This is a genomic window from Streptomyces sp. N35, assembly GCF_016464295.1.
In the GTDB taxonomy this organism is placed as follows: domain Bacteria; phylum Actinomycetota; class Actinomycetes; order Streptomycetales; family Streptomycetaceae; genus Streptomyces.
Map to the genome: position 1 here is coordinate 19,793 of NZ_JAEIMH010000051.1, position 26,371 is coordinate 46,163.

General features: G+C 67.8%; 26 protein-coding genes. 22 read left to right on the forward strand and 4 right to left on the reverse strand.

Annotation, left to right across the window (positions count from 1 at the left end; translation table 11 throughout):
* Positions 1–85 precede the first annotated feature (85 nt).
* Both JAO81_RS25900 and JAO81_RS25905 read right to left on the reverse strand, forming a co-directional pair.
* Positions 86–1,429: a lytic polysaccharide monooxygenase gene (locus tag JAO81_RS25900; RefSeq protein WP_199550340.1), complete on the reverse strand. Its 1,344-nt coding sequence runs from the start codon at positions 1,427–1,429 to the stop codon at positions 86–88.
* Positions 1,430–1,879: 450 nt separating this feature from the next.
* Positions 1,880–2,530, reverse strand: a complete 651-nt coding sequence (locus tag JAO81_RS25905; RefSeq protein WP_307813697.1) for a transglycosylase SLT domain-containing protein — start codon at positions 2,528–2,530, stop codon at positions 1,880–1,882.
* Positions 2,531–3,768: 1,238 nt separating this feature from the next.
* Here JAO81_RS25905 and JAO81_RS25910 point away from each other — a divergent pair.
* From JAO81_RS25910 to JAO81_RS43745, 3 genes are read left to right on the forward strand one after another with little or no spacing between them, the layout of a single operon-like run.
* Positions 3,769–5,058 carry a peptidoglycan-binding protein gene (locus JAO81_RS25910; protein ID WP_199550342.1) on the forward strand — a complete coding sequence of 430 codons (1,290 nt, stop codon included), beginning with the start codon at positions 3,769–3,771 and terminating at the stop codon, positions 5,056–5,058.
* Positions 5,055–6,341 carry an SPFH domain-containing protein gene (locus tag JAO81_RS25915; RefSeq protein ID WP_233415914.1) on the forward strand — a complete coding sequence of 429 codons (1,287 nt, stop codon included), beginning with the start codon at positions 5,055–5,057 and terminating at the stop codon, positions 6,339–6,341. The genes JAO81_RS25910 and JAO81_RS25915 overlap by 4 nt, the downstream gene beginning before the upstream one ends.
* Before the next feature lie 35 nt (positions 6,342–6,376).
* Positions 6,377–7,309: a M23 family metallopeptidase gene (locus JAO81_RS43745; protein WP_307813699.1), complete on the forward strand. Its 933-nt coding sequence runs from the start codon at positions 6,377–6,379 to the stop codon at positions 7,307–7,309.
* A gap of 120 nt (positions 7,310–7,429) precedes the next feature.
* Here JAO81_RS43745 and JAO81_RS25925 read toward each other — a convergent pair whose 3' ends face one another.
* Positions 7,430–7,942 carry an ATP-binding protein gene (locus JAO81_RS25925; RefSeq protein WP_199550344.1) on the reverse strand — a complete coding sequence of 171 codons (513 nt, stop codon included), beginning with the start codon at positions 7,940–7,942 and terminating at the stop codon, positions 7,430–7,432.
* A 249-nt stretch (positions 7,943–8,191) separates the two neighbouring features.
* On the opposite strand from JAO81_RS25925, the gene JAO81_RS25930 reads away from it, so the two are divergent.
* The 3 genes from JAO81_RS25930 to JAO81_RS25940 all read left to right on the forward strand — a co-directional run bounded on the left by JAO81_RS25930 (position 8,192) and on the right by JAO81_RS25940 (position 11,272).
* A complete protein-coding gene (locus tag JAO81_RS25930) occupies positions 8,192–9,529 on the forward strand; it encodes a hypothetical protein (RefSeq protein WP_307813700.1) in 1,338 nt (445 codons plus the stop codon).
* A 32-nt stretch (positions 9,530–9,561) separates the two neighbouring features.
* Positions 9,562–10,461 (forward strand): phosphotransferase family protein, encoded by a 900-nt coding sequence (locus tag JAO81_RS25935; RefSeq protein ID WP_199550345.1) that lies wholly within the window; start codon positions 9,562–9,564, stop codon positions 10,459–10,461.
* A gap of 442 nt (positions 10,462–10,903) precedes the next feature.
* On the forward strand, positions 10,904–11,272 hold the full coding sequence (locus tag JAO81_RS25940; RefSeq protein WP_199550346.1) for a hypothetical protein: 369 nt from the start codon (positions 10,904–10,906) through the stop codon (positions 11,270–11,272).
* Positions 11,273–11,505: 233 nt separating this feature from the next.
* Here JAO81_RS25940 and JAO81_RS25945 read toward each other — a convergent pair whose 3' ends face one another.
* Entirely contained in the window at positions 11,506–11,727 is a 222-nt protein-coding gene (locus tag JAO81_RS25945) for a hypothetical protein (RefSeq protein WP_199550387.1), read from the reverse strand.
* Positions 11,728–11,979: 252 nt separating this feature from the next.
* On the opposite strand from JAO81_RS25945, the gene JAO81_RS43445 reads away from it, so the two are divergent.
* The 16 genes from JAO81_RS43445 to JAO81_RS26025 all read left to right on the forward strand — a co-directional run bounded on the left by JAO81_RS43445 (position 11,980) and on the right by JAO81_RS26025 (position 26,347).
* On the forward strand, positions 11,980–12,108 hold the full coding sequence (locus JAO81_RS43445) for a hypothetical protein (RefSeq protein ID WP_267913064.1): 129 nt from the start codon (positions 11,980–11,982) through the stop codon (positions 12,106–12,108).
* 193 nt (positions 12,109–12,301) lie between these two features.
* Positions 12,302–12,892, forward strand: a complete 591-nt coding sequence (locus JAO81_RS25955; RefSeq protein ID WP_199550347.1) for an SAF domain-containing protein — start codon at positions 12,302–12,304, stop codon at positions 12,890–12,892.
* Positions 12,892–13,740, forward strand: a complete 849-nt coding sequence (locus JAO81_RS25960; RefSeq protein ID WP_199550348.1) for a hypothetical protein — start codon at positions 12,892–12,894, stop codon at positions 13,738–13,740. The genes JAO81_RS25955 and JAO81_RS25960 overlap by 1 nt, the downstream gene beginning before the upstream one ends.
* Positions 13,737–15,086, forward strand: coding sequence for a CpaF family protein (locus tag JAO81_RS25965; protein WP_199550349.1), 1,350 nt, complete (start codon positions 13,737–13,739; stop codon positions 15,084–15,086). The genes JAO81_RS25960 and JAO81_RS25965 overlap by 4 nt, the downstream gene beginning before the upstream one ends.
* Positions 15,083–16,003 (forward strand): type II secretion system F family protein, encoded by a 921-nt coding sequence (locus JAO81_RS25970; protein WP_307813703.1) that lies wholly within the window; start codon positions 15,083–15,085, stop codon positions 16,001–16,003. Before JAO81_RS25965 ends, JAO81_RS25970 begins: the two co-directional genes overlap by 4 nt.
* Complete coding sequence (locus JAO81_RS25975) at positions 16,000–16,905, forward strand: type II secretion system F family protein (protein ID WP_233415915.1); 906 nt, start codon at positions 16,000–16,002, stop codon at positions 16,903–16,905. The genes JAO81_RS25970 and JAO81_RS25975 overlap by 4 nt, the downstream gene beginning before the upstream one ends.
* Positions 16,906–16,968: 63 nt before the next feature.
* Entirely contained in the window at positions 16,969–17,172 is a 204-nt protein-coding gene (locus JAO81_RS25980; RefSeq protein ID WP_199550351.1) for a hypothetical protein, read from the forward strand.
* A gap of 1 nt (position 17,173) precedes the next feature.
* Positions 17,174–17,593: a TadE/TadG family type IV pilus assembly protein gene (locus tag JAO81_RS25985; protein WP_307813704.1), complete on the forward strand. Its 420-nt coding sequence runs from the start codon at positions 17,174–17,176 to the stop codon at positions 17,591–17,593.
* Positions 17,594–17,649: 56 nt separating this feature from the next.
* The gene (locus JAO81_RS25990) at positions 17,650–18,027 is read left to right on the forward strand and encodes a TadE/TadG family type IV pilus assembly protein (protein WP_199550353.1); all 378 of its coding nucleotides are present in this window, start codon (positions 17,650–17,652) and stop codon (positions 18,025–18,027) included.
* On the forward strand, positions 18,024–18,470 hold the full coding sequence (locus tag JAO81_RS25995; protein WP_199550354.1) for a TadE/TadG family type IV pilus assembly protein: 447 nt from the start codon (positions 18,024–18,026) through the stop codon (positions 18,468–18,470). Before JAO81_RS25990 ends, JAO81_RS25995 begins: the two co-directional genes overlap by 4 nt.
* Positions 18,471–18,551: 81 nt before the next feature.
* On the forward strand, positions 18,552–21,218 hold the full coding sequence (locus JAO81_RS26000) for a BTAD domain-containing putative transcriptional regulator (RefSeq protein WP_199550355.1): 2,667 nt from the start codon (positions 18,552–18,554) through the stop codon (positions 21,216–21,218).
* Positions 21,219–21,966: 748 nt separating this feature from the next.
* Positions 21,967–22,266 carry a hypothetical protein gene (locus JAO81_RS26005; RefSeq protein ID WP_199550356.1) on the forward strand — a complete coding sequence of 100 codons (300 nt, stop codon included), beginning with the start codon at positions 21,967–21,969 and terminating at the stop codon, positions 22,264–22,266.
* Between the two features lie 266 nt (positions 22,267–22,532).
* Entirely contained in the window at positions 22,533–23,615 is a 1,083-nt protein-coding gene (locus JAO81_RS26010) for an AAA family ATPase (protein WP_374194351.1), read from the forward strand.
* Between the two features lie 33 nt (positions 23,616–23,648).
* Positions 23,649–25,427, forward strand: a complete 1,779-nt coding sequence (locus JAO81_RS26015) for a VWA domain-containing protein (RefSeq protein WP_199550358.1) — start codon at positions 23,649–23,651, stop codon at positions 25,425–25,427.
* Positions 25,428–25,466: 39 nt separating this feature from the next.
* A complete protein-coding gene (locus tag JAO81_RS26020; protein WP_199550359.1) occupies positions 25,467–25,883 on the forward strand; it encodes a hypothetical protein in 417 nt (138 codons plus the stop codon).
* The gene (locus tag JAO81_RS26025; RefSeq protein WP_199550360.1) at positions 25,880–26,347 is read left to right on the forward strand and encodes a hypothetical protein; all 468 of its coding nucleotides are present in this window, start codon (positions 25,880–25,882) and stop codon (positions 26,345–26,347) included. Before JAO81_RS26020 ends, JAO81_RS26025 begins: the two co-directional genes overlap by 4 nt.
* The last annotated feature ends 24 nt before the right edge of the window (positions 26,348–26,371 follow it).

Below are 26,371 nucleotides of genomic sequence, written 5' to 3' on the forward strand. Positions count from 1 at the left end.
GCGGGCCTGGCCAGGCGAGCCGGCCTCCGCCGGGGTGACCGCAGAACGGCCCGCCCGCAGTGCGTGCGGTCCGTTGGCGGGACGGTTACTTCTTCACCCACAGGGACTGAGCGTCGATCCAGTTCGGGTCGCCGTTGCCCTGGTAGGACTGCACGCACTCGTACACCGAACCGTTGTGGGTCACGCGGTCACCCTTGCTGTAGGCGGCCTTCGCGTCCCAGTTCGGGTGCTCCGGCGCCTCCTCGGCGGGCTTGGTGGTCACGCCGAGGGGCTTCTGGCCGATGGAGTGGTTGCCGGCGGCGTCGTACGCGAGGACCGTGAAGCTGTAGAACGTCTCGGGCTTGAGGCCGGTGACGGTCGTGGACGTTGTGTCGCCCCCGACGGTGGCCATCTCCTTGTCACCGTCGAAGATCTTGTACTCGGTGACGCCCACGTTGTCGGAGGACCTGTTCCACATGAGGCGGACCGTCGTGTCGGTGATGCCCATCTCGTGGAGGCCCGACGGCGCTGTCGGCGCCTCGGTGTCCGGCTCGGTCGAATCGGCGGGCTTGGTGGTCACGCCGAGGGGCTTCTGGCCGATGGAGTGGTTGCCGGCGGCGTCGTAAGCGAGGACCGTGAAGCTGTAGAACGTCTCGGGCTTGAGGCCGGTGACGCTCGCGGATGTCTTGCTGCCGTCGACGGTGGCCATCTCCTTGTCTCCGTCGAAGATCTTGTACTGGGTGACGCCCACGTTGTCGGTGGCCTTGCTCCACGACAGGTCCACGCGATTGTCGGTCACATCAGTCTTGGCCAGGTCGCCGGGCGCGGTGGGGGCTTCGGTGTCCTCGGCGCCTCCGTTGCCGGTGACGTTGACGTCGATCACGTTGTAGAACGCGTTGGCGGTGTCGTCGACCGTCCACACGGCGTAGATGACGTGGTAGCCGGCGCGGTTGTCGGGGATGACGACCTTGTGGTTCGGATTGGTGTCCGCGGCCGAACCGTCGTGCTCGACGGTCTGAATGTGCTCGAAGTCGCCGCGGTCGAGCTTGTCGTTGGGATCCCAGCCCGGCTTCGTCATGAAGTAGTCCCACTTGGTGGTCTTGTGGGGCGCTGTGTACGTCCAGTTGACGGACTGGGGCCCAGTCGTCACGTCCTGCTTGACCCAGCGAGTCGCGGACTGCTCGTCGAGGTTCGTGGCCATGGCCTGGCCGGCGGAAGCCAGCTTGCCGTCGGCCGGGCCGGCCGCAGGGAAGCCCTTGGGGCCCTCGAGCGACTGGGGCTCGTACTGGATGGGACCGAGGTTGGTGTTGGCCTTGAGGGCTGCGCGGGCCTTCAGACCCTCGCCGCCATCGCCCACGTAACCGTGCCCGTGCGCGGCGGTCACGCTCAGGACTGAGGCAGCGACAGAAGCGGCGACAGCCGTCGCGATCGAGATCTGCTTGCGGTTCATGATGAGCCCTTTCCGAGCCGTTGGTGCCAGGAGCGACTGAGCGCCTGGGGCCGGCTCATCCGTCACGTGATGCGGCGGCCGGTGGATTCCTGTACAAGGACCGTAGAAATTCCCTGGAAGGTAAAGGAATGGCCAAGAGGAGATATTGGGGAGGCAATGGGTGAACGTTCGCAGCCGATCGTTGTCGCCCATCAGGGACCACGGGCGTGCGGATGGCCGGCTGCATCGAGCGGGCAAGTTGCTCGTCAGCCGGCAGCGAAGGTGGGTGGACGCCGACGGGCACGCCGTGTGCGGAGACTCCAGCGCGAAGATCGGCCTCTCCGTCGGAAGCCGTTTGCCGGAAGGAATCCGCAGAGAACATGGAGGCTCATGATGCTCAGGCGACGCCCGGCCCTGCGTCGGCCCGGGCCGCCAGCCGCTCCCTCGTCGCCCTGCGTGCGGTGCAGTTGATCAGTAGGGGCCGTTGACGTTATCGATTGAGCCATACCTCGCGGCCGCGTAATTGGCGGCTGCGGTGATGTTGGAGACGGGATGGTAGATGTCATGCGGCGTACCGGGCACGTGATACGCGTCGAACGTCGGCTGGATAACCTGCAGCAGACCGATCGACGGGGTGCCTCGCTGTGCGTTGATGTCCCAATTGTTGATGGCTCGAGGGTCGCCGGACGACTCGCGCTGTATGTTGCGGAGCAGGCCTTCGTAGCTGCCGGGGATGTTCTTTGACGCCATGATGTCGAGCGCCTCCGAGATCCAGCCGTGCAGGTCGTTGCTGTAGCTCTCCGTGACGGAAGCATCTCCAGCGGCGATGGCGGCTGCGGCGGCGGCCGAGCCTGCGGCAGCCATCTTGGCATCGGCCTCGGCCGCGGCGTCCTTGGCCTGCTTCGCCTCCTTGGCCTTTCGTGCATTGCTGTCGGCTTGCTTCTTGGCGTCGGCGTGTCGTTCGGCGTCGGCTTGCTTCTTGGCGTCCGCCATCTTCTTGGCGTCGGCCTGCTCCCTGGCTGCCTTCTCGGCCTTCTGCGCCTGCTCTGCCTGCTCTGCCTTGCGGGAGGCTGCGGCTACCTGCTTGGCGACGGCGTCCTGCTGGTGGGCGATGCCGGCCATGAGGGTCAAGGTGCTCTGCGTGGAGGGGCTCGAGGCGACTGAGGGGCCTGACTGGGACGCTTCGCCACGCTCGGCAACCGAAAGGTAACCAATGGTGGCGGCAGCCAGTGGCCCGATGCTCGCCATGGAAACCTTCTGCGCGCGGGTGAGTCGGCGCTGTCGGGGAATTCCGTGCTTGCCCATGCCTGAGAGACCTCTTCGTGTGGTGTGGGGAAGCGGCCTCACGTTGTAGCTGGGAGGGGGTGCCCATCGGGCCGCTTATTGAATTTCGCATAACGGACCTTTTTGGGCAGTTGCCACTCGATGACCATCTGTGGCCGATAGTCGACAGGGGTTGCGGCACCCGCAGACCTGGTTTGTGGGGCGGGCGGCTCGGTATGTGTGGGCGCGTGTTGCTGAACGCGAGCGATGGAGGGCCGGGGATCGAGGTGCGGGGCGCGCCACGAGACGGGGCCGACGGGCGTTTCTGGCCGTGGGGCCTCGATGTGCGGTGGGAGTAGGCCTTCCCCTGCCGAGAAGAGCGCCTTGTCGAGCGGGGACTCTGATTGTCCGTCGATGACGTTCACGCTCGGCCCGTCGTTGCTGCCCCGTCTACGTGCAGGGCAACACGTACGACTTGGTCGACGGCGTCGGCACTCCGGCTGTGAGGCCTTCGGTGAGCGACTGGGGCGGCGGTACATGCGGCTGGGTCTGCATGGCGGCAGGCTTGTCATATTGCATGGAGCGGGCGATCAACATGCTGTGCCCTGCCCGTACGCCGCGGGACACGAAGGGGACCTTGCCAGTGCTCGTGAGGGAAGTTGACGTCTTGCCACAGGGCGGCACGCGCTGGCGGACTGCGCGATCCGGGGCTTGGCGCGCTCTGTTGGAACCGTCTGGCCCGTAATCGGCGCCGGGGGTCATTTGCGTGTGTGCCCCTTGTTCGAGACGTGCGTGGACCAGGGTTACGCAAAGGAGAAACCTCGCCTTAGAGGTAGAGGATGCATCGCAGTGGTCATGACGAGGTTGCATTGAAAGGAAGTTCACGGCCGTCAGTCAGCTGTGCGCCGACAAAGGGACCAAAGTCCCAAAATTCAAGGACTTTCGGCCGCCAGTTCTGACTCTTGCCTCCTGAGACGATCAAGAATCGATGCGCAAGATCATCGTTTGGATCGTCAATTCCCATCTAGGTGGGCGAGTTGGGCCCTCGGGAATGCGACGGGTCTCTGGGCGATGGAATCGCTCGTGAAGGGATTGGCATGTCATTGCCGGTATTTGAGGAGTTCACTCCTGCCCGCGACTGCTCCTGCCAAGGGTGTGTGCGTCGGCGACGCAGCGTGCTGCGCGGACTGGTCGGCGGTGAGTCGAACCCCATCGCCGCCCGGTGCAACACGCGCGCTGCGCTGATTCTCGTCACCGCAGTGGGCGCCGTCCTGTCGGGCGCCGGAGCAGGGACCGCTACGGCCGCCGTCGAGCAGAACGGGCACCTCGCTCCATCCCGGACGGATGCGCCGTCTCCGACTCCGCAGGGCGCACCCGGATCACTCGAGGGTGCCGCAGGGCGGGGGCGGGCCGGCGTAAAGGCAGTCAGCCGCAACGAGATCATCGACCGGGCCAAGCGATGGGTGACAGCGGGCGTCCCTTACAGCATGTCGAGCTATTGGTCGGACGGATACCGGCAGGACTGCTCCGGATTCATCTCCATGGCCTGGAACCTCGGGAGCAACCAGTGGACGGGCAGTCTCTCCCAGTACGGAACTCGTATATCCAAGAGTGAACTTCAGCCCGGAGACATGCTCTTGTTCCACAACCCGTCGAACCCGTCCAGAGGCTCCCATGTCACCCTCTTCGGTGGCTGGGCGAATGCCTCAAAGACTCAGTACATCGCGTACGAGCAGACCCGCCCGAAGACCATCAAGCGGACCACTCCGTATGCCTACTGGAGCAACTCCAGTCGCTATGTCGCCTATCGGGCCAACAACCTGACGTCCAGTGGTTCCAACAGCCCTGGCGACACTCCGTCGCACGCCGCCTTTCCTGGCGCGAAATCCTTCGGCCCTGGATCCGAAAACCGCTACGTCACTCAGCTTGGCCAGATGCTGATCAGCCGCGGTGCCAAGAACTACTACTCGGTTGGACCCAGTTCTCGCTGGGGTGACGCGGATCGCCGGGCCACGCAAGCGTTTCAGCGGGCGCAGGGCTGGACCGGTCGTATGGCCGACGGCATTCCGGGGGCCGCTACCTGGGACTACCTGGTCAACGGGAAAGGCAGAAACATTGGCGCGGGAACTTCCGGCGGCGGACCGCACGCCGTGACGTTTCCAGGCGCTGCGACGTTCCGGCCGGGAAGGTCGAGCGCGTATGTCGAGCAACTCGGCAAGCAGCTGGTGAAGCGCGGATTCGGCAAGTACTACACCCAGGGCCCCGGGCCGAGATGGTCGGAGTCCGACCGGCGCAATGTGGAGGCGTTCCAGCGCGCCCAGGGCTGGCGAGGTGTTGACGCAGATGGCTATCCCGGCCCCGAGACCTGGCGGCGGTTGTTCGCATGACGGATCCTCAGAACACCGATGAAGAACCTGACATCAGCCGCGCTGACCATCTTGGGAGTCGTCCGCAAGCGCGGATCATCGTGCAAGAGGACGGCATTCCGGTAGACATGCTGTTCCGGGAAGAGGTAACTCCTGAGGACGTTGACTCTGCGGATCAATCTCGTACCGAGAACCGGATATCGGACTTGAAGCTCGCCAACCCTGCCGGCATCCCCATCGTCACGAGCCCTGAGCTCTCCACGCAGCGGAGCGCCGTGGAGACCCCGGTGACAGCCAAGTCCAGTTGGAATGTAACGCCGCCCTCCACGGGAGCCGTTCGTGCTCCCCGCAGGCGTACTGCATCCCGTCCGCCCGTCCGGCATGCCATTCGCGCTGATCCGGCACTCGTCGAGCGGAAGGGCGCGGCCGTATCCGGGTGGCTCGCACTCTTCATCGGTGCGCTCTCCCTCGCCTGTGGTGCATGGCTCCTCTGGCTCACCGGGACCATCCCGGGGGACTGGCTGACCAGGATCGGGCTCTCGCCTCACCAACGCGCCCACACCATGCGGCCCTGGGAGTGGGTCATCGTAGGAGCCTGGGGAGCGATCGCCATCATCGCCTTCGGTGGCCTGACCCGAGGGCGCGCCGGAAGTGCATGGGTCCTGTCCGTATTCGGTCGCTATCGCGGAACCGTGCGGCGCACGGGACTGGTGTGGATCAACCCGTTTCTGCTGCGGCGACGCGCCGACGTAAGACTGCGTCACTGGCGGAGCGAGCCCATGCAGGCCGTCGATGCGCAGGGTGCGTCGCTCCGCGTCATCGTGCTCGTCGTGTGGCAGATCAAGGACACGGCCCGGGCGACCTTCGCTGTCGAGGACCACCTTGCGTATCTGCGCGAGCAAGTCGAGGCCGCGATGGCACGCGTCCTGTCCCAGCTGCCGACGGATGCTTTCCAAGGGGACTCCCCGACCCTGCGCAACGCTGAGGCGGTCGGCGGCTCGTTGACCGCCATGCTGTCCGCCGACTGCCTGCCTGTCGGGATCGAGATCTTCTCCGCACAGCCGACTCGCATCGAGTACGCGCCGGAAGTGGCGGCTGCCATGCAGCGGCGCCAGGTCGCTGCGCTGGACGCGAAATACCGCGACAGCGTGCTGACTTCGGTAGTCGATGCGGTCGACGACACGGTCACTCGTCTGACCACACGTGGGCTCGTCGAGCTTGACGACTACGAACGCAAAGCTCTCATCAAGGACCTGACGGTGGCCTTCTACACAGGGCGCAGCACCGCGACGGAACGACTTTGACAGCAGGAAGGCATCAGATACGTATGCAAACTCCCGTGTTCTTCGACGAGATACCCAGTGACTGCTCCTGCGCGGGATGCACGTCCCCGGCGCGTGACGGACGCATCACCCATGGCGCCTCCTCGCACCGGCGCATCGCGGGCAGTGCTGTGGCCGCAGCCGTCGGGGTTGCTGCCCTGATGGGTGCGGGCGCGGGAACCGCGGCCGCCGAGCCGGCGCCGAATCACGCAGGGTGGGACGGCAGCAAGTACTGGTTCAAGGATTCCAGCGGTGGGTGGCGCTGGACCCGTCACTACGACAAGTATCAACAGCACCTGGCAAGTTCATCGTCCAAGCCGCGCTCCACCAGTTCTTCCTCAGCTCGGCAAAGTGAGCCCGTCTTCCGTGGCAAGCGGGGCTGGGATGCCAAGGACCGCGTCTACTGGTTCACGTCCGGTGGGCACTGGTACTGGACCAGCCACAAGTCCAAGTACCTGAAGCGCACTTCCACCGGCAGCTCTTCCAGTCGCGCAGGAACGTCGGGACAAGGTGGGGGTCAGAACTCCCAAGGCCAGACGGCTTCTCGCGGATGGACCGTCCCTGTGCAGGGCTATGTCCTGACCGGGTACTACGGCCAGCGCGGCGGGTGGGCGAAGGGTTACCACACGGGCACCGATTTTGCTGTCCCCACAGGTACAGCGGTGCGCGCTGTGGGTTCGGGCCGCGTGGTCTCCGCCGGCTACAACGGGGCTTATGGGTACGAGATCGTCATCAGGCACTCCGACGGCCGTTACACCCAGTACGCCCATCTCTCCCGCATCCAGACGTCGGTCGGCCAATTCGTCTCGGCCGGTCAGCAGATTGCTCGCTCGGGTGCTACGGGCAACGTCACGGGACCCCATCTCCATTTCGAGGTGCGGAACACCCCATACTTCGGCTCCGACATGAACCCGCTGTCGTATTTGCGCTCCCACGGAGTACGTATCTAGAGGGGCGATGCCGACAGCGGGTGTCCTCCTCGCGCTGTGCAGGCCCGAACCCAGCACGTGGGAGCTGGGCCTGCACCGACGTTGAGTCCCGCGCTGTTGCGGCGGGAGGTCGCGAGGAGTTCAAGCGTGACGGGTGGTGGGGAGCGCCAGTCGGGCCCATACAGACTTGCCGCCTCTGTCGTGGACGGTCACTCCCCATCGTGTGGCGAGCGCGGAGGCAAGGGCGAGCCCGCGCCCACTCTCGGTCTCGGTCTCGGTCTCGTGTAAGTCGGACCTCTGCACTCGGCTGTGAGGCAGAGTGGAGCTGCCATCACGGACCTCGATCGTCAGGTCGGCAGCCAGCGTGATACGGACGCTGATCGAGGTCGATGCGGTCGCGTGGACCACGGCGTTGGTCGCCAGTTCACTCAGCACGACTGCGGCGGTGTCGCGCGTCTCGTCGTCGACGTGCCAGCAGACGAGCAACTCCCGGACAGCGCGACGTACTTCACCGACCCGCCGCGGCTCCGGCAGGAGGGCGAAGACTGCGATGCGGCTGTTGTGTTCCCAGACGGGCGGAGTGAGGAGAGTCGCTTCGTGACAGCGCGGGTGCGGGGGATCGGTCGCGGCATGGTCGTTGACGTGTACGGACATCGTGCCCACCTCGCAGGCCGGCGTCAGGGCGCCGGATGGTCGATACGTGAACTGCGTCGGACCCGACAGAATCCGAGGGACTTGCCCGATCTCCCACACCTGCACGTCACCGGTGAACCCTGGCGCGTGAGTACTTCACGGTTTCTTCGCCGATTCCGCGACCTGGGCGTCTGACCTGGTCCGCTCTTCGTGTGGCATTCCTACCGTGGTCCGTCGTCACCTGTGTTCATCGCGAGAAGGGAGCGCGGGGTGAACGCGAAGAACCACGGACCGTCTTGCGCGGCGCGACTGCGCAGCCGCGCCGCCGACGCGAGTTGGCCGCGTGCCCGGCTGGTCGATGAGATCGCGAAGTGCTGCACGGTCAGCCGACTCCGGGCCTATCGACTGGCAACGGGCCGAACGCTCGCTGAGACCATCCAGGCTCTGCTGGAGGTGTGCGAGCGCCAGCAACTCGCCTGCCCAAGAGTGGATGTCGACCAGCTACGGGTGTGGGAGACCGGCAGGCGCCGTCCTGTGGCCGCCACGATCGATCTGCTGTGCCGCCTCTACGAGACCAACGCCCGCGACCTCGGACTCGAGCCAGGCACCGACTACACACCCCGCCCCGAACGCGCAGGCGCGCCGGGGGAGGGTGCACTGGACGACGTGCGCCGCCAAGTTGATCGCACTCTGGCCACCGCGACTGTCACCAGCGCCCAGCTCGACCTGTTCGAGGAGCGGCTGCTGCAGCACCGACGCCGCTACGTCATCAGGCCGCCACGGGCGATGCTCCCCGACCTCGTCGACGACCTCCATGAAGTGCGGCTGCTGGCGGAGCAGCGACAACCTGCCTTCGTGCAGCGCAGGTTGTCCCGCATGACAGCGCAGTTGGCCACCCTCATCGCCGACGCGCTGATGCGGCTCGGTCAACTCCGTGCGGCCGCCGCCTGGTACGCCACCGCCCGCACCGCCGCAGACGACTGCGCCGAGCGCGCCGTTCAGGCCAGAGTCCGCGTACAGGCCGCGATACTGCCGTACTACTACGGGCCCCTGGGGTCCGCGATCGATCTGGCCGGCGATGCGCGGCGCCTCCTGCCGGCGCAGCCGACTGACCTGAGCGCCTTCGCCGCCGCTGCCCACGCCCGCGCGCTCGCCCGCTGCGGAGACGTGCGAGGAGCAGACTTCGCGCTCCGGACCGCTCACCAGCACTTCGAAGAAGCCGACCACGCCACGTCGCTCGACGCCCTGACCTTTCCCGCGCGACGCCTCTTGCTCTACAGCAGCGGCACCTTCACCTACCTCGGGCGCGTACATCAGGCCCGCCACGCCCAACGCCAAGCACACGACCTGTACCCGCCGGACTGCGGCGGCATCGACCCAGCCCTGCTCCGGCTGGAAGAGGCGATCTGCCTGATCCACGAGCACTCGCTCACCGAGGCTTGCCAACTCGCCGCAGCCACCGTCCTTGCTCTGCCGTCTGAGCAGCGCACCTCGATCGTCACCATCCGCGCGCGCCACATCATCGACGCCTTGCCCCTCCGCATGCGCCGAAGCCGTCCCGCTCGCGAACTTGGCGAAATCCTGGCCCTCCCCGGACCGCGCAGGTGACATCATCCGTGTACGTCGGTCAGCCTGGTGTCATGACGGTGACGCATCCCGGCGGCTATCCGCCTGCCGAGTTGTGCACCCTTCTCGACCGCTGTTGTGCTACCGCCGGACTCGACGCACGCGGAGCGGTCCTGCTCCGGGGGCAGACCAACGCGGTCTTCCGGCTCGCCTCGGCACCCGTCCTGGTAAAGATCGCGAGCAGCGGAACCCCTGTCGAACGCGTGCGACACACGGTGGACTTCACGACCTGGCTGATGAACCAAGGGTTCCCGACGGCGCCGCTGCACGCGGGCCCTGAACAGCCGGTGGTTCTCGACGGACGAGCCGCGACCCTCTGGACCTATCTGCCCCAGCCTGCCGGGCCGGTTGGCGCACAGGAATTGGCGCTTCCTCTGCGGCGGCTGCATCAACTGCAACCGCTTGCGCCAGAGCTGGCCGCCCTCGATGGGATCACAGCGATCCGTCGCTCCTTGTCGCGCACTCGGCTGCTTCCGTCCGCTGTGGTCGCGGAGCTGCACGCGCAGGCGAGCCGCATCGAGGCGGAACTCGCGGACCTGAGCTACGAGTTGCCCCGAGCCGCAGTGCATGGCGATCCACAGCACGCCAACGCGCTGTACACACCGACAGGTGTCGTTCTCTGCGATTGGGACAGCGCTGCCATCGGCCCGCCGGAATGGGACCTGGTCACGGTCGAAGTGCACTGCCGGCGTTTCGGATACGCCCCCGCCCACTACCGCAGCTTCGCCGAGGCCTACGGCTGGGACGTACGGGACTGGGATGGATATCCCGTGCTGCGTGACCTCCGCGAGCTACGCATGATCACCACCAACGCGCGCAAGGCGAGCCATGCGCCCAGCACGCTGAGTGAAGTGAGGCGGCGCATCGAGGGGCTGCGACAGGGTGATCTGCACGGGCGGTGGAGCATTCTCTAGTCGACTCTCGTCGCCGCTCCATGCCCGCCCCCTGGAGGCGCAACACCGGTGCTCACCACACGTTTGGGTGAAGTGCCGTAACTTCCCTTGGTTGGTTACGCGTGTATCTGCACCGTAAAGAGTGAAAGGGATTTGCTGCTTCCGGATGTGGTTTGTGCACTCGGGGGCGAGGGGCATGTCCGCAGCAGTGAGTGACGGTCTGTAGTCGACTGTGACGCTTGGCTGGTGAGGGCGGGTGGGATGTGTGCGGCGACGCAAGTGGAGATCAAAGGGCTTTCCCCTTCTGATTGTTGTGCTGTCAGGGCTTGGCGTCGGTGGTTGTGACGGCGCCGTGGGTGACTCGGTCGCTACGCCGACGCAGTCGTCGAGAGGGGCAGATGCGGAGCCAGGAGAGGGAGCCGAGGGCTCGGTTCGCTCGCAGGCCGTCGCTGCGTATCGAGCCATGTGGCAGGACTACGCGGTGGCCTCCCATACGGCCGACTTCAAGCACGAGCGTCTGGATGATCACGCGAAGGGCGATGCTCTGGCGCTGATCAAGTACGGCCTGCAAAGGACTCAGGAACAGGGCCTCGTCGCGACGGGTGAGCCGAAACTGGACCCGCGGATCACGGGTGCGGACCCGGTGGACCAACCCACTTCGATCGAGGTCGTCGACTGCGTTGATGACACGGAGTGGTTGAGGCACAAACGCGGCAGTGCGCCCGGCCGTGACACGGTGGGTGGCCACTCGAGGGCGGAGGCCACGGTCGTCCTGATCAAGGGATTCTGGAAGGTCTCGGAGCTCTACACCCACCCGGCGGGGACATGCTGACCGCGGGTGCCTTGGCGGGTTTGGTAGCCGCAGGCGTCACCGCTGTGGCGGGAGCGTCGCCGGCGGGCGGCGACGGTGGTCAGGTGAGCGGTGCGACCGCCGGGGTGACCTGCACCAACGGGCAATGCGGCGTGCATGCCGGCAAGGGGGCACGGGAGCGCCAGGGGCATGCGGGCCGCCCGGGCCGAACTGGCAGCGCCCGGTGGGCTGATGGCGGAGGAGACCGAGGGCCCTCAGGCCCGCCGACCGTCGTTGCGGACGGGTGGGAGTACGACCTCGGTGGCGGCATGGGCGTACTTCCGCGCTTCGAAGGTGAGGTGCCCCAGGACGCTGAGCCGGGGCAGGCGCCGCAGATTCCAGTCGCGGAATTGGCTCAGCAGGCGGTCGAACAATTGGAGTTGCCCAATCCCGTGATCCGTACGAATCCGGATGAGGACTTCGTGCAGGTCGTTCACGTGCCGACGTGGATGTGGGTGGACGGCGACACGTGGGGACCCGTGTCGGAAACGGCGGAGGTGCCGGGAGTGAGTGTCACGGCGACGGCGTACCCGCGTAAGGCCATGTGGTCCATGGGGGACGGAAGGACGGTCACCTGCGAGGGACCCGGGACGCCGTACTCCTCGAGGTTCGCGGCGAGAAGTTCATCTCCGGACTGCGGCTATACGTACGCGACTTCGTCGCTTGCCAGGCCGGGGCGAGCGTTCACGGTGTCGGTCACCGTCACGTGGGATGTGGAGTGGGAAGGCGGTGGGGAGAGCGGCGCGGTACCGGGACTCACCGTCAGCGCGGAGCGGCAGTTGGTGGTGGATGAGGTGCAGGCGATCGCCGTGCGGTGATGGCGCGGCATAGCACAGGTGTGAGCACGCGGCCCGCCCAGGGCGCGGAAATTCTTCTCTTCTTCGTGGGGAGTCAGTTGTGGGTACCTCCTTGTCTTCTTCCGTACGAGGCCGAATTCCCGGCGCACGGCGTGCAGGTCCCGACGGTGCGCCGCTCACGCCCACGGGCGCGGCCAGACGCAGACCGAGATGGATGTGGGCCGGACTGCTGATCGTGGTCCTGTCGGCGGCTGGATTCGCGATGGCGGTCGCGGCGTCGGGCCAACGGGAGCCGGTGCTGGTGGTGGCTCGTGATGTGGCGGCGGGGCATGTGTTCACGGCCGATGACCTGCGCAGTGTGAAGGTGGCGGCCGACGGGATCGACTCGGTTCCGTCGGGGGAAGCGGCGCGCGTGGTCGGGCGACGGGCTGTGCTGCCGCTCCTGGCCGGGGTGTTGCTGACGCGGGATGCGCTGGGGGCCGAGGCGGTGTATCCGCCGAAGGGATTCTCCGAGGCGTCGTTCCCGTTGGCTGCCGGTGCTGCTCCGGGGACGCTCGCGGCGGGCGAGCGTGTGGCGGTGCTGGACAGCGCGCCGCGGTCGGAGAGCGGAGATGCGGGCAAGGGCGGTTCGGAGCGGGACATGGTCTCGGTCGTCGGGACGGTGACCGGGGTGAAGGAGCCTGATACCGCGGGCGGGGTGCGGGTGGTGTCCGTGCTCGTCGAGACGGTGGCAGGGCGTCGGGCTGCGGCCATCGAGGAGCCTCGCGTACTGATCCTGCCCGCGCAGGGACGGGAGGCCCCCTGATGCGGAGGCTGATTGTTCTGGGCTCGGCAAAGGGCGCGCCGGGCGTGACGACGACCGCACTGGCCCTGGCGGCGTCCTGGCCGTCCGGAGTGGACGGAGGGGTCCGGCCAGTGATGGTCGAGGCGGATGCCCAGGGCGGGGCGCTGGCCGTGAGATTCGGCCGCTCCTATACGCCGGGGTTGCTCGATGTCGCTGCGGCTGCACGGCGCCCGCAGCCAGGGTCGCTGCTCGGGGCGGTACAGGAGCTGCCCTTCGGCGTAAGGGTGGTGGTCGCCCCGGTGGGGCCGGTGGCGTGCGCCGAGGCGGTACGGATGCTGGGCAAGGGGACGGCGGCCCTTGTGGGGTGCGGCTCCGACGGGGCGCGCGGCACGGTGCTCGTCGATGTGGGGGACTTCGGTGAGGACACTGAGGACCTGGTGGCGGAAGCCGAGCGGCTGGTGCTGGTGACGCGCGGCGGTGCGGACGAACTGGCCCATGTCTTCGCGCGGTGCGAGCTCTTGGGAGCCGCGGCCTCCAAAGCGCTGCTGGTGGTGGTGGGGCCGTGCTCGTACTCCGAGCAGGACATCGTTGCGGCGGTCGGAGTGGGCGAGGTCTGCTTCTTGCCGTGGGACGTGAGAACGGCCGAGGTCCTGGCCGGCCGCGCGCAAGCGCAGAACCCGTTGCGTACGCACGGACGTTTGGCCCCGAGACTTCTGCGTGCTGCGGGAGGTGCGAGCCGGCGCCTGCTCGGTGAAGGGCAAGTCGACTCACCCCCTGCGGGGCTTGAGCGGGACCTCGCGTCCTCGCGCGCCGCCGTGTTGCCTTCGCTGACACGCGGCGCGCTCGATGTGGGGGAGGGCGGGCGATGAGTACGAGCACTGTGAACGGCGGCGGTGCGGTCGGTGACCCGGAGCGTGCCGTTTCCGACCGCGTGCGGGAGCGGGTCGCGGAGCGGCTCGCGACGGTCACAGCTGAACGCGAACGCGCCGGCCTTCCACCGGAGAGCGATCAGGAACGGCGGACCGTCGTGGACCGTCTGCTCGCCGAGGAGCTTGCGTCCCAGACTCGCAGCGCGCTCGAACGCGGTGGGGCCGCCCTGGACATCGGCGCCGAGATCAGGATCAGCAAAGCCGTCGTCGATGCCCTCTTCGGAGCCGGCCGCCTTGAGGACCTTCTCACCGATTCCCAGGTGGAGAACATCGCGATCAACGGTTGCGATCGTGTCTGGCTCAGATACGCGGACGGTACCAAGCAGCGCGGCAGTCCGGTCGCTTCCTCGGACGCCGAGCTCATCGAGCTGATCCGCACGCTTGCCGCCCGGGCCGGCGAGGAGGAGCGGCGCTTTGACCGTGGGCGGCCGAGCCTGAACCTTCAAATGCCGGACGGATCCCGGCTCTTCGCCGTCATGGCCGTCTGTGGACGCGTATCGCTGAACATCCGCAAGCACCGCTATCCGACGGTGTCCATGAAGCAGCTCGTACGCATGGGCGTCATGGACGAGCCGCTGGCGGGCGTCCTCGCGGCGATGGTCCGCGGCCGCAAGAACATCATCGTCGGCGGCGGTACCAACGTCGGCAAGACAACTCTGCTGCGTGGGCTCGCGGATGAGATCCCACCCCACGAGCGGCTCGTCACGGTCGAGGACACCTTCGAGCTCGGGCTCGATGCCGATGCGAACGCGCATCCCGACGTCGTCGCGATGCAGGCACGCGAGGCGAACGTAGAAGGGGAAGGAGCCATCGAGCAGGCGGAGCTGGTGCGTTGGGGGCTGCGGATGTCTCCGGACCGGGTGATCGTGGGGGAGATCCGCGGGCCCGAGGTCGTACCGATGTGCAACGCGATGAGCCAGGGCAACGACGGCTCGCTGTCCACCATCCACGCCTCCACCTCGCGCGGAGTGTTCACCAAGCTCGCCGCGTATGCCGCCCAGTCCCCGGAGCGCTTGTCCCTGGAGGCCACGAATCTGCTGGTCGCCTCGGCCGTGCACTTCGTGGTCCACCTCGGATGGAGCCGGGACAAGGCGCGTGTGGTCAGTTCGGTGCGCGAGATCGTCGACGCCGACGGGGCACAGATCGTCTCCAACGAGATCTACCGGCCCGGCCCCGACGGACGCGCGGCGCCAGCGACCCCGTTGCGCGCGGAGGTCCTGGACGAGCTGGTGGAGGCGGGACTCGACGCGGATCTCGTACGTGAGCACTGGTGGAGGGCCTCGTGATCGCTGACCTCTCAGGCAACCTCCGCGTCGTCCTCGCGGCACTGTGCGGCGCGGTCTTCGGGCTCGGCCTGTGGCTGATCGCGGCCGGAGCGCAGCGCCGACCCGTTGTCCCCGTGAGCGGCCCTGGAAGGTGGCAGAGGCTCAAACTTCGGCTCCCGGAGCAGTGGAAGGGGACTCGGCTCGCGGCCGCGGTCACGGCGGGTGTGCTTGTCGGTGCGTTGACCGGTTGGCCCGTCGCGGGTGTGCTCACGGTCGTCGCAGTGCTGACGCTGCCGGGGCTGCTCGGCCGCGACAAGGCGACCGCGCGGCGTACCGAACGTATGGAAGCACTTGCGTTGTTCACCGAACTGCTCCGCGACACCCTCTCCGCGGCAGCGGGCCTCGAACAGGCCATCCTCGCCACCGCGGACGTCGCGCCGAAGGCACTCGGCGCCGAGAGCGCGGACCTGGCCGCGGCCATCCGTGCGGGAAGGCCACTGCCGGAAGCACTGCGCACCTTCGCGCGCGAGGTGGACGATCCGCTCGGCGACATGGTCGTCGCCGCACTCGTCATGGCGGCCGAGCGGCAGGCGCGTCAGCTCGCCACGCTGCTGGGCGAGTTGGCGGAGACCGTGCGGGAACAGGTCGCGATGCGGCAGCGCATCGACGCGGGCCGCGCGAGCGTGCGCACCGGAGTGCGGGTCACGGTCAGCGTCATGCTGGGCATGGCGCTCGGCCTGATCACATTCAACCGGCCATTCCTCGAGCCGTACGACACCGCGGCAGGACAGCTCGTACTTGCCATCGTCGGGGCACTCTTCGCTGTCGCGTTCGCGTGGCTTCGGACCATCGCGCACATCAAGGAGCCGGCCCGGCTGCTGCAGGCTGCGGCAGCTGACGACACCCAGGGCGAAGGTCAGGAAGTGAAGACCCCATGACGATCGTCGTTGTACTGCTGGGTGCACTGTTTGGTGCCGGACTCGTCGCCTTCGTATACGGGGTTCGTCCGCCCCAGCCGACGTTGGCGGAAGCGCTGGCCGCGCCTGGTAGGCCGGCGATGCAACCAGACCCGGGCAGCCGGGGGAGCAGCGAGGAGGAGTGGGCGACGCGCCTTGGCCGCCGTGCTGTTCCCCTCGTACGAGCCCTGGGATTTCCGACGAGTTCGTTGCGTGCTGACCTCGCCGTCGTGGAGGCCGACGTAGAGCGGCACCTGGCGGGCAAGGCCACCTGTGCTGTCGCCGGGGCCTTGACGCCCTGGGGAGTGAGCGCGCTCGCCACCTTCGGCGCGGGTGTGCCGACCGGCTGGTGGATGCCGACGCTCGCCTCGCTGGTGCTCGGGGCGGCTCTGTTCTTTGCTCCTGACCTCGCCGTACGCCACCAGGCGGCCGAACGACGCGGTGAGATGCGGCAGGCGTTGGCCCTCGTGCTCGATCTGACAGTGATCGCCTTGGCCGGTGGCGCCGGTATTCAGCAGGCCCTCGCCGACGCGGCAGCAGGGCCCTTCGGATGGGCAGCCTCACGGATCCGGTCCGCACTGACCATCGCCAAGATCACCCGCACAAGTCCGTGGCCGCATCTGGGCGACCTTGGCCGCGAACTCGACGTGCCGGACCTCGCCGAGCTCGCCGCCACCCTGACCCTCGCCGGCACCGAAGGCGCCAAGGTGCGCGCCTCGCTCGCGGCCAAGGCCCGTGCGATGCGCCGCCGGGGCCTTTCGGAAGCCGATGGCGCAGCTCAGGCGGCGACCGAGCAGATGGCCGTGCCGGTGGTGGTGCTGTTCGCCGCGTTTCTGACCTTCATTGGGTATCCCGCGCTGGCCCAGGTGCTCAATGCGACGTAGATCCCTCATGAGTTCGCCGGAACCCCAGCCCAGATAGTGCTTCAACTAGCGGAGGTAGACCTGATGTTCCGTCCCCTGCGACCCCGACTCGATGAAGCGCTACGTGCGCATTGGGCCCGAGTGCGCGAAGGCGTACGCAACGACGCGGGCTACAGCACCGAAGCCATCATCGTCACCGCTTTGCTCGCCATCCTCGGCCTGACCGCTGTCGGCATCATCGCGGCGAAGGTCATCGGTCGGGCCAATGGCATCGATCTGGGCGGCTGAAGTGTCTCCGGACTCCCGGGGACTGCGCGCCGCCTGGCGCGACGATGATCGAGGTGCGGTCACCACCCAGCTCGTCCTCGTGGTGCCGGTGCTCATGCTGATGGTGCTGTTGATCGTGCAGTTCGCCGTCGCCTGGCACGCACAGCACATCGCGCAGAGCGCTGCCGCGCGGGCGCTCGCCGCCGCCCGGGTCGAGAAGGGCGGGGCGGGCGCCGGGCAGGAACGCGCTCGGCAGACGATCGCCGCGCTCGGCGGGCGGATTCTGCTGTCGCCACAGGTGCAGGTACGGCGTACCGCGACCGAGGCGAGTGTGCGGGTCGAGGGCAGGGTCATGGCGGTGGTACCGGGCCTCAATCTGCGGGTGTCGGGGACGGCCCATGGGCCGGTTGAGCGCTTCGTCCTGCCCGGGCAGGCTCGATGAGCGCGGCGGGACTTGGAGTTCGTCGATCGCACCGCCGGGACGAGGGGTCGGCAGCGGTGGAACTGGTCCTGGTCACACCGCTGTTGGTGCTTCTCCTGCTCATCTCCGTGGGCCTGGGCCGCCTTGCCGACGCGCGCCTGCGGGTGGACGACGCGGCACACCAGGCGGCACGGGCCGCCTCGTTGGCGCGGACGGACGCAGCCGCTCAGACGGACGCACGTACGGCGGCGGGTGCCGCTCTGGCAGCCGACGGTGCCTCGTGCACGAGCGCAGAGGTCGACGTGGCGACCGCCGGCCTGCGGCTGGGCGCCGTAGCTCGCGCGCGTGTGATCTGCACGGTCTCGCTGGCCGACCTTGTGGGGCTTCCTGGGCAGGTGCAGGTCACATCCGAGGCGCGCTCTCCCATTGACGTCTACCGGGGTGATGCCGGATGAAACTGCCAGGGGTCCTCACTGCTCGTCTGCGGGCTGCCCGTGACGACGACCGGGGTCAGGTCCTCGCGTTCGTCGTGATCGTCCTGGCGGGGCTGTGGCTCTTCGTCGGCATTGTTGTGGACGGAGGTCTCGCACTGAGTGCAAAGGTGCGGGCGATGGACGTGGCCCAGGAAGCGGCACGTACCGGAGCCCAACAGATCGACCTGGAGGAGCTGCGCCGGCATGAACGCGTCCAACTCGTGGCCGGGCGAGCGAAGTCCGAGGCCGGGGCCTACGTTGCCGCTGCCGGGAGCACAGGGACCGTGGCGGTAAAGAGCAATGAGATCACTGTCCATGTCACTCACCGTCAGCGTACCCAGGTGCTGCAGCTCATCGGCATCCGGAACCTGACGGTCACTGCCGAGGCGACGGCGCAGGCCCAGCAGGCCGAACCCGCCACATGAGGAGTGTGAAGTGCCGTGTGGATCCTTCATACAGGTCGACGACTTGCCGCGCTCCTACGGTTCCTCGCCAGCGCACTCGCGATGGGCGCGCTGCTCGTCGGGATTCCGTACGTGCTGTGGCGGGCCGTGGGCGTCCCTTGGCCGGACCAGGTCCACTCGTGGCAGGACCTTGTCGATCGCCTCATGGTGCCCGTCGGGGACCCCTTGGCGGTCCAGATCATGGCGCTGCTCGGCTGGTTCTGCTGGTTCATGTTCGCCTGCAGTGTGCTGAGTGAGGGTGCTTGGTACGTCCGGCACCTACCTCAGCTTTGCCGGGAGCGGGACGTTCACGCGGAGCATCTGCAGGGACTGTCCGCCGGACGGTCGGTGGCGGCGCTTTGCGTCGGCACGCTTGTTGTTGCGTTGCTGGGCATGTGGCGGCCGGGGGATGTGGTAGGTGTCTCGCACTCTGTGGAGGCTCTTCGGGCTGCGACGATCGCGGCTGCTCCGCTGCGGATCGATCAGCCACCCTCGTCTGATACCCGCCAGAGAGCCGACCGTGAACACCCCGTGCGCGTCGTCGAGTACACCGTGGTGGAGGGCGACACGCTGTGGGACATCGCAGCCGTGCACATGGACGATGCGCTGAAGTGGCCGCGTATCTACGCACTCAGCAAGGACCGCATCCAGGACGACGGGGGTCGGTTGACCGATCCTGACCTGATCAGGCCGGGGTGGCAGCTGACGATCCCGGTCCCGGCACAGGCGGGCACCGAGCGGGTTCGGCCTCCCCTGACCGGCGAAGAGGGAGGAGAATCTGCTGAGATGCCTGCTCCGGAGCATTCCACGCCACCGGACTCATCAACGCGCGAGGATGGCGGGCCTGAATCTCAACGGCCTCGACCCGGATGGTCCCGAGGAGAAGACTCACCGGCCGCGATCGGCATCGCAGGCGCGAGCGTCATCGGGGTGACCACCGCGGCGGGGATCGCGGCCGCGGTCCTGTTCCGCCGGGGCCGCGTTCGACGTCGCGAAACGGAGCGAGTATCCGGGGAGCCGTCTGGGCCCCCTCCGGCTCGGGTGGTGGGTGCGGCCGAGGAGCTGACGTCGAACATCCGCACAGCGCTGTTCACCGCGCAGTCCCCCAGCATGCCCCCGCAGCGGGCAGAGGCGACGTTCGCCGAGCCCGCCGCGCTGAAGGGCCGCATTCACCCCCAGCCTCCACAGCCCAAGGGGCAGGTGACTATCGGCACTTCAGGCGGACGCGAGGTTGGACTGGCCCTGTTGAGCACGAGGGGAGGTTGGGTACTCACCGGACCGGGGAAGGACGCCGCAGCTCGAGCGTTGATCGTCGGGGTACTGACCGCGGCGGAACGGCTGCGGCCCGGGGCGCCGCAGGTACGACTCCTGCTGGAACGGTCCGTGGCGTACGAACTCCTTGGTGTGGCGCCCGAAGGGCTGCCAGCACTGCAACTGGCGGCTGACGGCGGTGAACTGATCCATGTGGCGGAGGCGGGCATGGTCGCTCTTCTGCGGCACGAAGCCGAACTGGAGGACGCCCGGAGCGGGAGCCTCGACAAGGAACTCGGGCACGTGAACGAACCGGACGGTCAACACCTAGTTGTCCTCGCACGCCCTGAACCTGCTACCGCACCGCGCCTGGAAGCGCTCGCCGTCGGCGCAGCACCCGACGCCCTGACCGTCGTGGCCCTGGGAGAGCTGGCCGGGGCCGGCATCGTGCGAGTCGGGGACGACGGATCGGTCACCCTGCGAGGCGGTCACAGTCAACTTCCTGATGATCTGGTGCTGTTCAGCCTCGCGCAGCAGGACGCCGCAGACGTACTCGCGGTCGTGCGCGGAGCGCATGAGCACTCTGCCGTCGAACGGGAGGCGCGCACCTCGAACGCGCCGCGTTCAGCGGACGGACAAGTGAACCACAACGCGGATGACGATGATCGCGACAAGCGCAGCAGGGACGGGGAGTTCGGGAATGCCGACCGACGCCGAGTGCGCATCCAACTCCTCGGCCCGGTCACCGTCTGGATCTCCGGAAACGACGCGCCGCTCGGAATCGGCATGGCGGATGAGACCCGCGAGTTCATTGCCCTCCTCGCCGCCCACCCTGCCGGAATCCGCTCCGAAGAGATCGCCTTGGAACTTCGCCTCAGCGAGGATGCGAAGCAGGTGGTCACCGAGCTGAAGAACCTGCGGCGAGCGGTGCGGCGCATTCTCCGCGCGGGCACTGGACTCGAGGACGAGTTCATCGAAGTCAACGGCGATCGCTACCGCTTGAACCCGGAACTCACCGAGACCGACGTCGCCGAATTCACCCAACTGCTCCGCCAGGCCGCCGCAACCACGGACACCGAACAGCGCATGCACCACATTCGCGCGGCTCTCAGGCACTACGTCGGCCCCTTCGCCGAAGGCTGCAACTATCCGTGGAGCGAGGGGATCCGCCAGGCACTGCGGCGCAAGGCGGGCGACGCAACTGTCCGCCTCGCGGAATACACCGCCGAGCACGGCGACATCGACGGCGCCCTCACCCTCCTCGACGAGGCCATCACCGCGGACCCCACGGACGAATCGATCTACCAGCGAACCATCCGGCTGCAGCGGGCTGCAGGCCGTGACGACGCTGCTCGCCGTACGTACGACCTCTTGGTGCACCAGCTCAGATCTCTCGACTTGGCGCCCACGCCCGAGACACGTGCCCTGCTCAACATGCCGACCACGGGTGGTCGTCGAGCTCGACACCCGGTGCGCTGAGGCCGGAGGCGCGCTCGCGGCCTCTTGCCCTGGGTGTCACCAGAGCAGGGTTCTCCATGTTCTGGGGGACCTATTCGGCGTTTGCTCGGGGGTGTCGTTTCCGGGCACGCAGACCCTGTCGTCTTGGACGTCGTCCTTGGATACGACACCCGGACACACCCCGTTCCGGCAGGCTGGGGGCCTGCATTGGGGGAGCCAGTGAGGGCGACTGTATATCGGTGCGGCAAAGCATCCCGATCTACGTGGAGTCGGCGGCCCGCCGGGCCAAGTCCTTCCCCTCTGCATGGACATCGCCTGCAACGTCAGCAACCTTCAACTGCCTCAATCTTCTTCACTGCCGGCATTCTCGGGTTAGAGGCGGCACACGGCGAAGCCGTAGGTGCCGCGGTGCCGGGCCGCGGTGCCGGGCCGCGGTGCCGGGCCGCGGTGCCGGGCCGGTCATTTCGTGCGGATTATCGAATGGCGTGCGGGTTATCGAATTGGGTACCGGCCCTGGGTGCATCGGTGCTTGGAATCGGTCGGGCTCGTGTGACGGAATCTCGGAAACGGTCGCCAGCGCGGGATTCGGCCGGATAAGACGTCGTGAATTTCGAGATATTCCAGCATTATCAAGCCGGAGAATTGCTTCACCGTGCCCCGTTCGCGAGCTATATTTAAATTGTTCCCGAAAGCGGGGGCGGAAATTCGGAAAGGCTGCCTGTCCGGTGAATTCCGGGGCGGGTCAGAGGCTAGGAACAGGGTGGTTGCCGTGTGGGGTGTGGACGGGCAAGTGAAGAACGCTATCGAGCTCAGGCAGTCTGACGCGCTGAACTGGATCGAGTTCGACACGGTGTGCCTGAGTGAGTGGGAAGAGCTCGGTTTCGGTGAACTCGGCACCCCGGTCAAGATCGCCGGAATGCTGATGACGGTCGAGAGCGGCCACACCATGGGCCGGGCCTACTCTCGCGTGCACGTCAGCGTGACCGCCCCCACTACCGGCAAGACGGTGGAGATCGTCTCGATGCTCGGTTCGCACCGCACGGTCACCCTGACCGACGTCGCCAGCTGACTCAGCCCCAACTCCCCGGCGCCGCCCGGCCCGTGACACCTGTTTGCCGGGTGGCAGCGCCTCCAACATTTCGCCGCCGTGTGTGAGTACCTCCGCCGGCACCCCCATGCCTGATCGCTGGCCGCTTCCGGCTGGGCGGGATGGCACGGCACACCCCCGGATTTCTCCATTGCATACGAGAGGAGGGCGGAGCCATGTCCGCACCCACCCACATCCCCACTCAGGTCACCCGTCGAAAGGCCCGCTCGGGCGAGCTGCGCATCATGATCGCGGGAGTGCTCGCCGCCGAGCCGGAGGAGAGCTTCACGGTGACCGAACTGGCGAAGCGGTTGCGGCACTCGGGTGGGGCGGTCGGGAACGCCTGCGAAACCCTCGTCAGCCGGGGTGAGGCGGACCGAGTCTGCGACAAACCCCGTACCTACCAGGCAACTTCCGCGACCACTGGCGCCGCACCACGCACCGCCGCACAGCCCGGACCACCCCGCAGCGCACCCGGGCCGGGACAGGCCAGCGCTGCGCCATCGATGCCGAGTGTCCCGCAGCCCCCTTCGATCCCGGGTCCGGTACTGCGGCCGAACGGCCAGGCCTACCATCCCCGCGCGTTGGCGAACCTCCCCGATGTCGAGGCGCTGCGCCGACTACGGACGGCCGGTGTTCCGGTGCTGTTGTACGGACCACCGGGCACCGGGAAGACATCGCTGATCGAGGCCGCCTTCGATGACCTGATCACGGTCGCCGGGGACGGGGACACCACGGTCGGAGACCTGATCGGGGAGTACACCCAAGACGAGAACGGCGGTTACGAGTTCATCTACGGCCCGCTCGTCACCGCCATGCAGGAAGGCCGCGCCCTCCTCCTCGACGACGCCACGCTGATCTCCCCGAAGGTCCTGGCCGCGCTGTATCCGGCGATGGACGGCCGCCGTCAGATCCAGGTCAAGGCGCACAGGGGCGAGACGATCACCGCAGCCGACGGGTTCTACGTGATCGCCGGACACAACCCGGGTGTTCATGGCGCCGTACTGACCGAAGCTCTGGCCTCACGCTTCAGCGTGCAGATTCAAGTCGGCTCCGACTACGACCTCGCCACCGCCTTGAAGATCAACCAGGTCGCGGTACGAGTAGCCCGGAACCTCGCCACGCTGCAGCTGGCCGGGGACGTGGGCTGGGCACCACAACTCCGCGAACTGATCGCCTTCCAGAAGATCAGCGACGTCCTCGGGAGCCCGGCCGCCTTCGCGAACCTCGTCGGCGTCGCTCCGCTCGAAGACCGGGAAACCGTCGCCGAGATCGTCACCAAAGCCCTCGGCCGCCCTGTCGCCGCCCTCGCCCTCGGCCGCCAGCTCTGAACCCCGTACCAACACGCTGCGAAGGAACCTGCCATGCCGAAGCTGTCCCACATTCAGTACGCACCCCCACCCCTGACCGAGGACGAGCTGGCGACGGCCCGTTGGGACGACGACGGCGGACCGCCGTACACGCCGACCCCGGCCGCCCACGCGGCGCAGTGGCTGAGGATCTCCGCCGAACTGTCCGACCGCTTGCCGGACCTCGCCGGACGTGACGATGTCATCGTCACGTGCCAGAGAGGCACCCGCTCCGGTGCTCCGGCCGCCTTTTACCCGAACACCGCGTCCATCGAGATCGACGCCGAGATCTTCGCGCCCCACTCGGCTCCCTCGATCCGACCGGCCGCGCTCGGCGACGAGGAACGCTACCCGGCCGCCTGGGGCGCCTTCGTTCACGAGGCCGCGCACGCCGCCCATTCAAAATGGTCCGTTCCACCGCCGTTGCGGGGAACGGCAGTTGACCAGGCAGCCCAGCTCCTTGAGGAATCTCGCGCCGAGCACGCCCACCTCAGCCGCCGCCCTGGCGACCGGGACTTTCTGAGGGCCTGCGTGAACGGCCTGATCATGGAGAACATCACCGCCGACACCCCGGCCGACGCCTGGCATGCCGCGTACGCAGCTGGGCTGATCCTGGCCCGCCGGGACGCTGGGGTCCTTGACGTGGACGAGGTCGAACCGGTGGAGAGGACGGTCACCCACATCCTCGGCGAGGACCTGCTGACCACGCTCACCCAGATCTGGACTGCCGCCCATGCCACCGGTGATGACGATGAGCAGGCGATGCTCACCCATGCCGAGGCCTGGTGCACCGCCCTCGGCGTCAGGAGCAGCAGCCCGCCGCCCATCGGCAGCGGCCAGGGAGCCGGGAAACTGGCCGAGGCGATCGGTGAGACGGTCGGGCAGGTTGCAGCCAACACCAGGGTGCAACAGCAGGCCACCCAGGCTCGCAGGAAGCGTACGCAGGGCAAAGCCGCTCGCGCGGCCCAGGCCCGCACGGCAGCGGCCACCGCGAAGCAGGTGTTCGGACCAGCCGGTCTTCCCAACCCCCGGGCTCGGCAGCGCACTTCGCCGATCACCGGCAGTCGCATGCCCACCGGTGCAGAAAAGACGGCGGCCGGACTCCTCGCTCGTGCGCTGCGCCAGGCCGCCTACCGCGAGCGCGTCACGACGATCACAACGTCGGCGGCACCTCCAGGACGTTTGAACATGCGACAGGCGCTGGCACGCGACGCGCAACGCGCGGCCGGATCCACCCCCACCGCGCTGCCCTGGACCACCGCCCGCCATCAGCAGAACCCCAGTCCACCGCTGCGCGTCGGCATCGCGGTCGACGTGTCTGGCTCCATGCAAGCGGCCACCGCACCGATCGCCTCAGCCGCATGGATCCTCGCCAAGGCCACCGCACTGACCGACCCCCGATCGGCAGCCGCCACCATCGCCTTTGACCAGCAACTGACCGCGATCACCCGCCCCGGCCACACTCCAACCCGCGTCACCACCTTCCGAGCCACCGGCCTGGGGCACCGCCTCGACGCCACCCTTGACGCACTGAGCGCAGGCCTCGATCTCACCCGCCCCGGAGCCGGGCGCCTGCTGGTGATCGCCTCCGACGGCTACTTCGCCCGCGAAGAAGCGCTTAGCGCGGCCGGGCGGATCAAGGACCTGGCGCAGGCCGGATGCGCGGTGCTGTGGCTCGCCTTCGAACCCGACCCGTACCCCCTGCCCCACGCCACTGTCCTCGAACTCACCGACCCCGCCCAGGCGATCAGCGCCGTCGCAACCGCCGCAACCCAAGCCCTGCGAGACCACTGACCTGTCCCAGGCGCCCGTACGAGGAACGAGGAGCACACCGTGAACACCACGACACCCGAGCCGACCGTTTACGTACCGGTGCACTGGCTCGGTACTCGCATGGCCCAGCAGGCCCTCAACGTCAGCGATCCCATCGCCCACCTGACCGACCAGCACCGCAAGGGCACCCCGCTGGCCCCGTACGTCCAGATCACGGCCAGCGCCATCCACGACCTCGACCGCCTGGACGCCGACGCTGAGTCCTTCCTGAACAGGCTCAGCACCACCGCTCACTCCGGCAGGCGGTACACCGACGGGCCGTACTCGGACGCCGACGCCGCCCTGGACACGGCACACCGCCTGGCCCAGGCCACCCACACGCGCGACCAGGCCGCCACCCACCTCAACCGGCTCCTGCACGCATACCGCACGGCCACGGCGCCCCGCCCCACCGACACCCCGGAGGAGACGTTATGACCACTGACGCCAGGCTCTCGTCGCTGACCGAACGTGCCCACCAGGCCGCTGTGTTCATCGCGCGGCAGACCGACATGAGCGCGTACGGTCCCTATCGGGGTGAGGAACAGGCCCGCACCGCGATCCGTCTCGCGTCCACCCTCGGCATCGACCCGGACGAAGTCACCACCTCACCGGACTGGCTGCGCCGCCACCGAGGTCCTGGCGAGCCCGTCCTGGCCACCGTCAGGTGCCCGGTGAGCGGAGAGGACTTCACGTTCCTCAACCGCCAGCCCGTTTACACCGACGAGCCACTCCACCTGCTGCAGCCGTGCCCGGAGTGCGGCAAGCTGGTCCCCGTCGCCGAGATCCGCGACCTCGCCGACCTGGGCACCTTCCTGGCTACCGACCAGACCCCCGACGACGACCTTTTCGACGAGGACCCCGCCCACTCGCCTGAATGCCAGTGGCGCGAGGGGGCCTGAGCATCGACTAGCCCTCCGCCGGCA

What these genes read in the sequence shown, in the direction of transcription:
- JAO81_RS25995 (WP_199550354.1), top strand. Translation starts at nt 18,024, where the DNA reads ATGAAACTGCCAGGGGTCCTCACTGCTCGTCTGCGGGCTGCCCGTGAC.
- JAO81_RS25900 (WP_199550340.1), bottom strand. Translation starts at nt 1,429, where the DNA reads ATGAACCGCAAGCAGATCTCGATCGCGACGGCTGTCGCCGCTTCTGTC.
- JAO81_RS25960 (WP_199550348.1), top strand. Translation starts at nt 12,892, where the DNA reads ATGCGGAGGCTGATTGTTCTGGGCTCGGCAAAGGGCGCGCCGGGCGTG.
- JAO81_RS25910 (WP_199550342.1), top strand. Translation starts at nt 3,769, where the DNA reads ATGTCATTGCCGGTATTTGAGGAGTTCACTCCTGCCCGCGACTGCTCC.
- JAO81_RS26000 (WP_199550355.1), top strand. Translation starts at nt 18,552, where the DNA reads ATGGGCGCGCTGCTCGTCGGGATTCCGTACGTGCTGTGGCGGGCCGTG.
- JAO81_RS26025 (WP_199550360.1), top strand. Translation starts at nt 25,880, where the DNA reads ATGACCACTGACGCCAGGCTCTCGTCGCTGACCGAACGTGCCCACCAG.
- JAO81_RS25935 (WP_199550345.1), top strand. Translation starts at nt 9,562, where the DNA reads ATGACGGTGACGCATCCCGGCGGCTATCCGCCTGCCGAGTTGTGCACC.
- JAO81_RS25925 (WP_199550344.1), bottom strand. Translation starts at nt 7,942, where the DNA reads ATGTCCGTACACGTCAACGACCATGCCGCGACCGATCCCCCGCACCCG.
- JAO81_RS25975 (WP_233415915.1), top strand. Translation starts at nt 16,000, where the DNA reads ATGACGATCGTCGTTGTACTGCTGGGTGCACTGTTTGGTGCCGGACTC.
- JAO81_RS25915 (WP_233415914.1), top strand. Translation starts at nt 5,055, where the DNA reads ATGACGGATCCTCAGAACACCGATGAAGAACCTGACATCAGCCGCGCT.
- JAO81_RS25965 (WP_199550349.1), top strand. Translation starts at nt 13,737, where the DNA reads ATGAGTACGAGCACTGTGAACGGCGGCGGTGCGGTCGGTGACCCGGAG.
- JAO81_RS25940 (WP_199550346.1), top strand. Translation starts at nt 10,904, where the DNA reads ATGTGGCAGGACTACGCGGTGGCCTCCCATACGGCCGACTTCAAGCAC.
- JAO81_RS25955 (WP_199550347.1), top strand. Translation starts at nt 12,302, where the DNA reads ATGTGGGCCGGACTGCTGATCGTGGTCCTGTCGGCGGCTGGATTCGCG.
- JAO81_RS25980 (WP_199550351.1), top strand. Translation starts at nt 16,969, where the DNA reads ATGTTCCGTCCCCTGCGACCCCGACTCGATGAAGCGCTACGTGCGCAT.
- JAO81_RS26015 (WP_199550358.1), top strand. Translation starts at nt 23,649, where the DNA reads ATGCCGAAGCTGTCCCACATTCAGTACGCACCCCCACCCCTGACCGAG.
- JAO81_RS25905 (WP_307813697.1), bottom strand. Translation starts at nt 2,530, where the DNA reads ATGGCCGGCATCGCCCACCAGCAGGACGCCGTCGCCAAGCAGGTAGCC.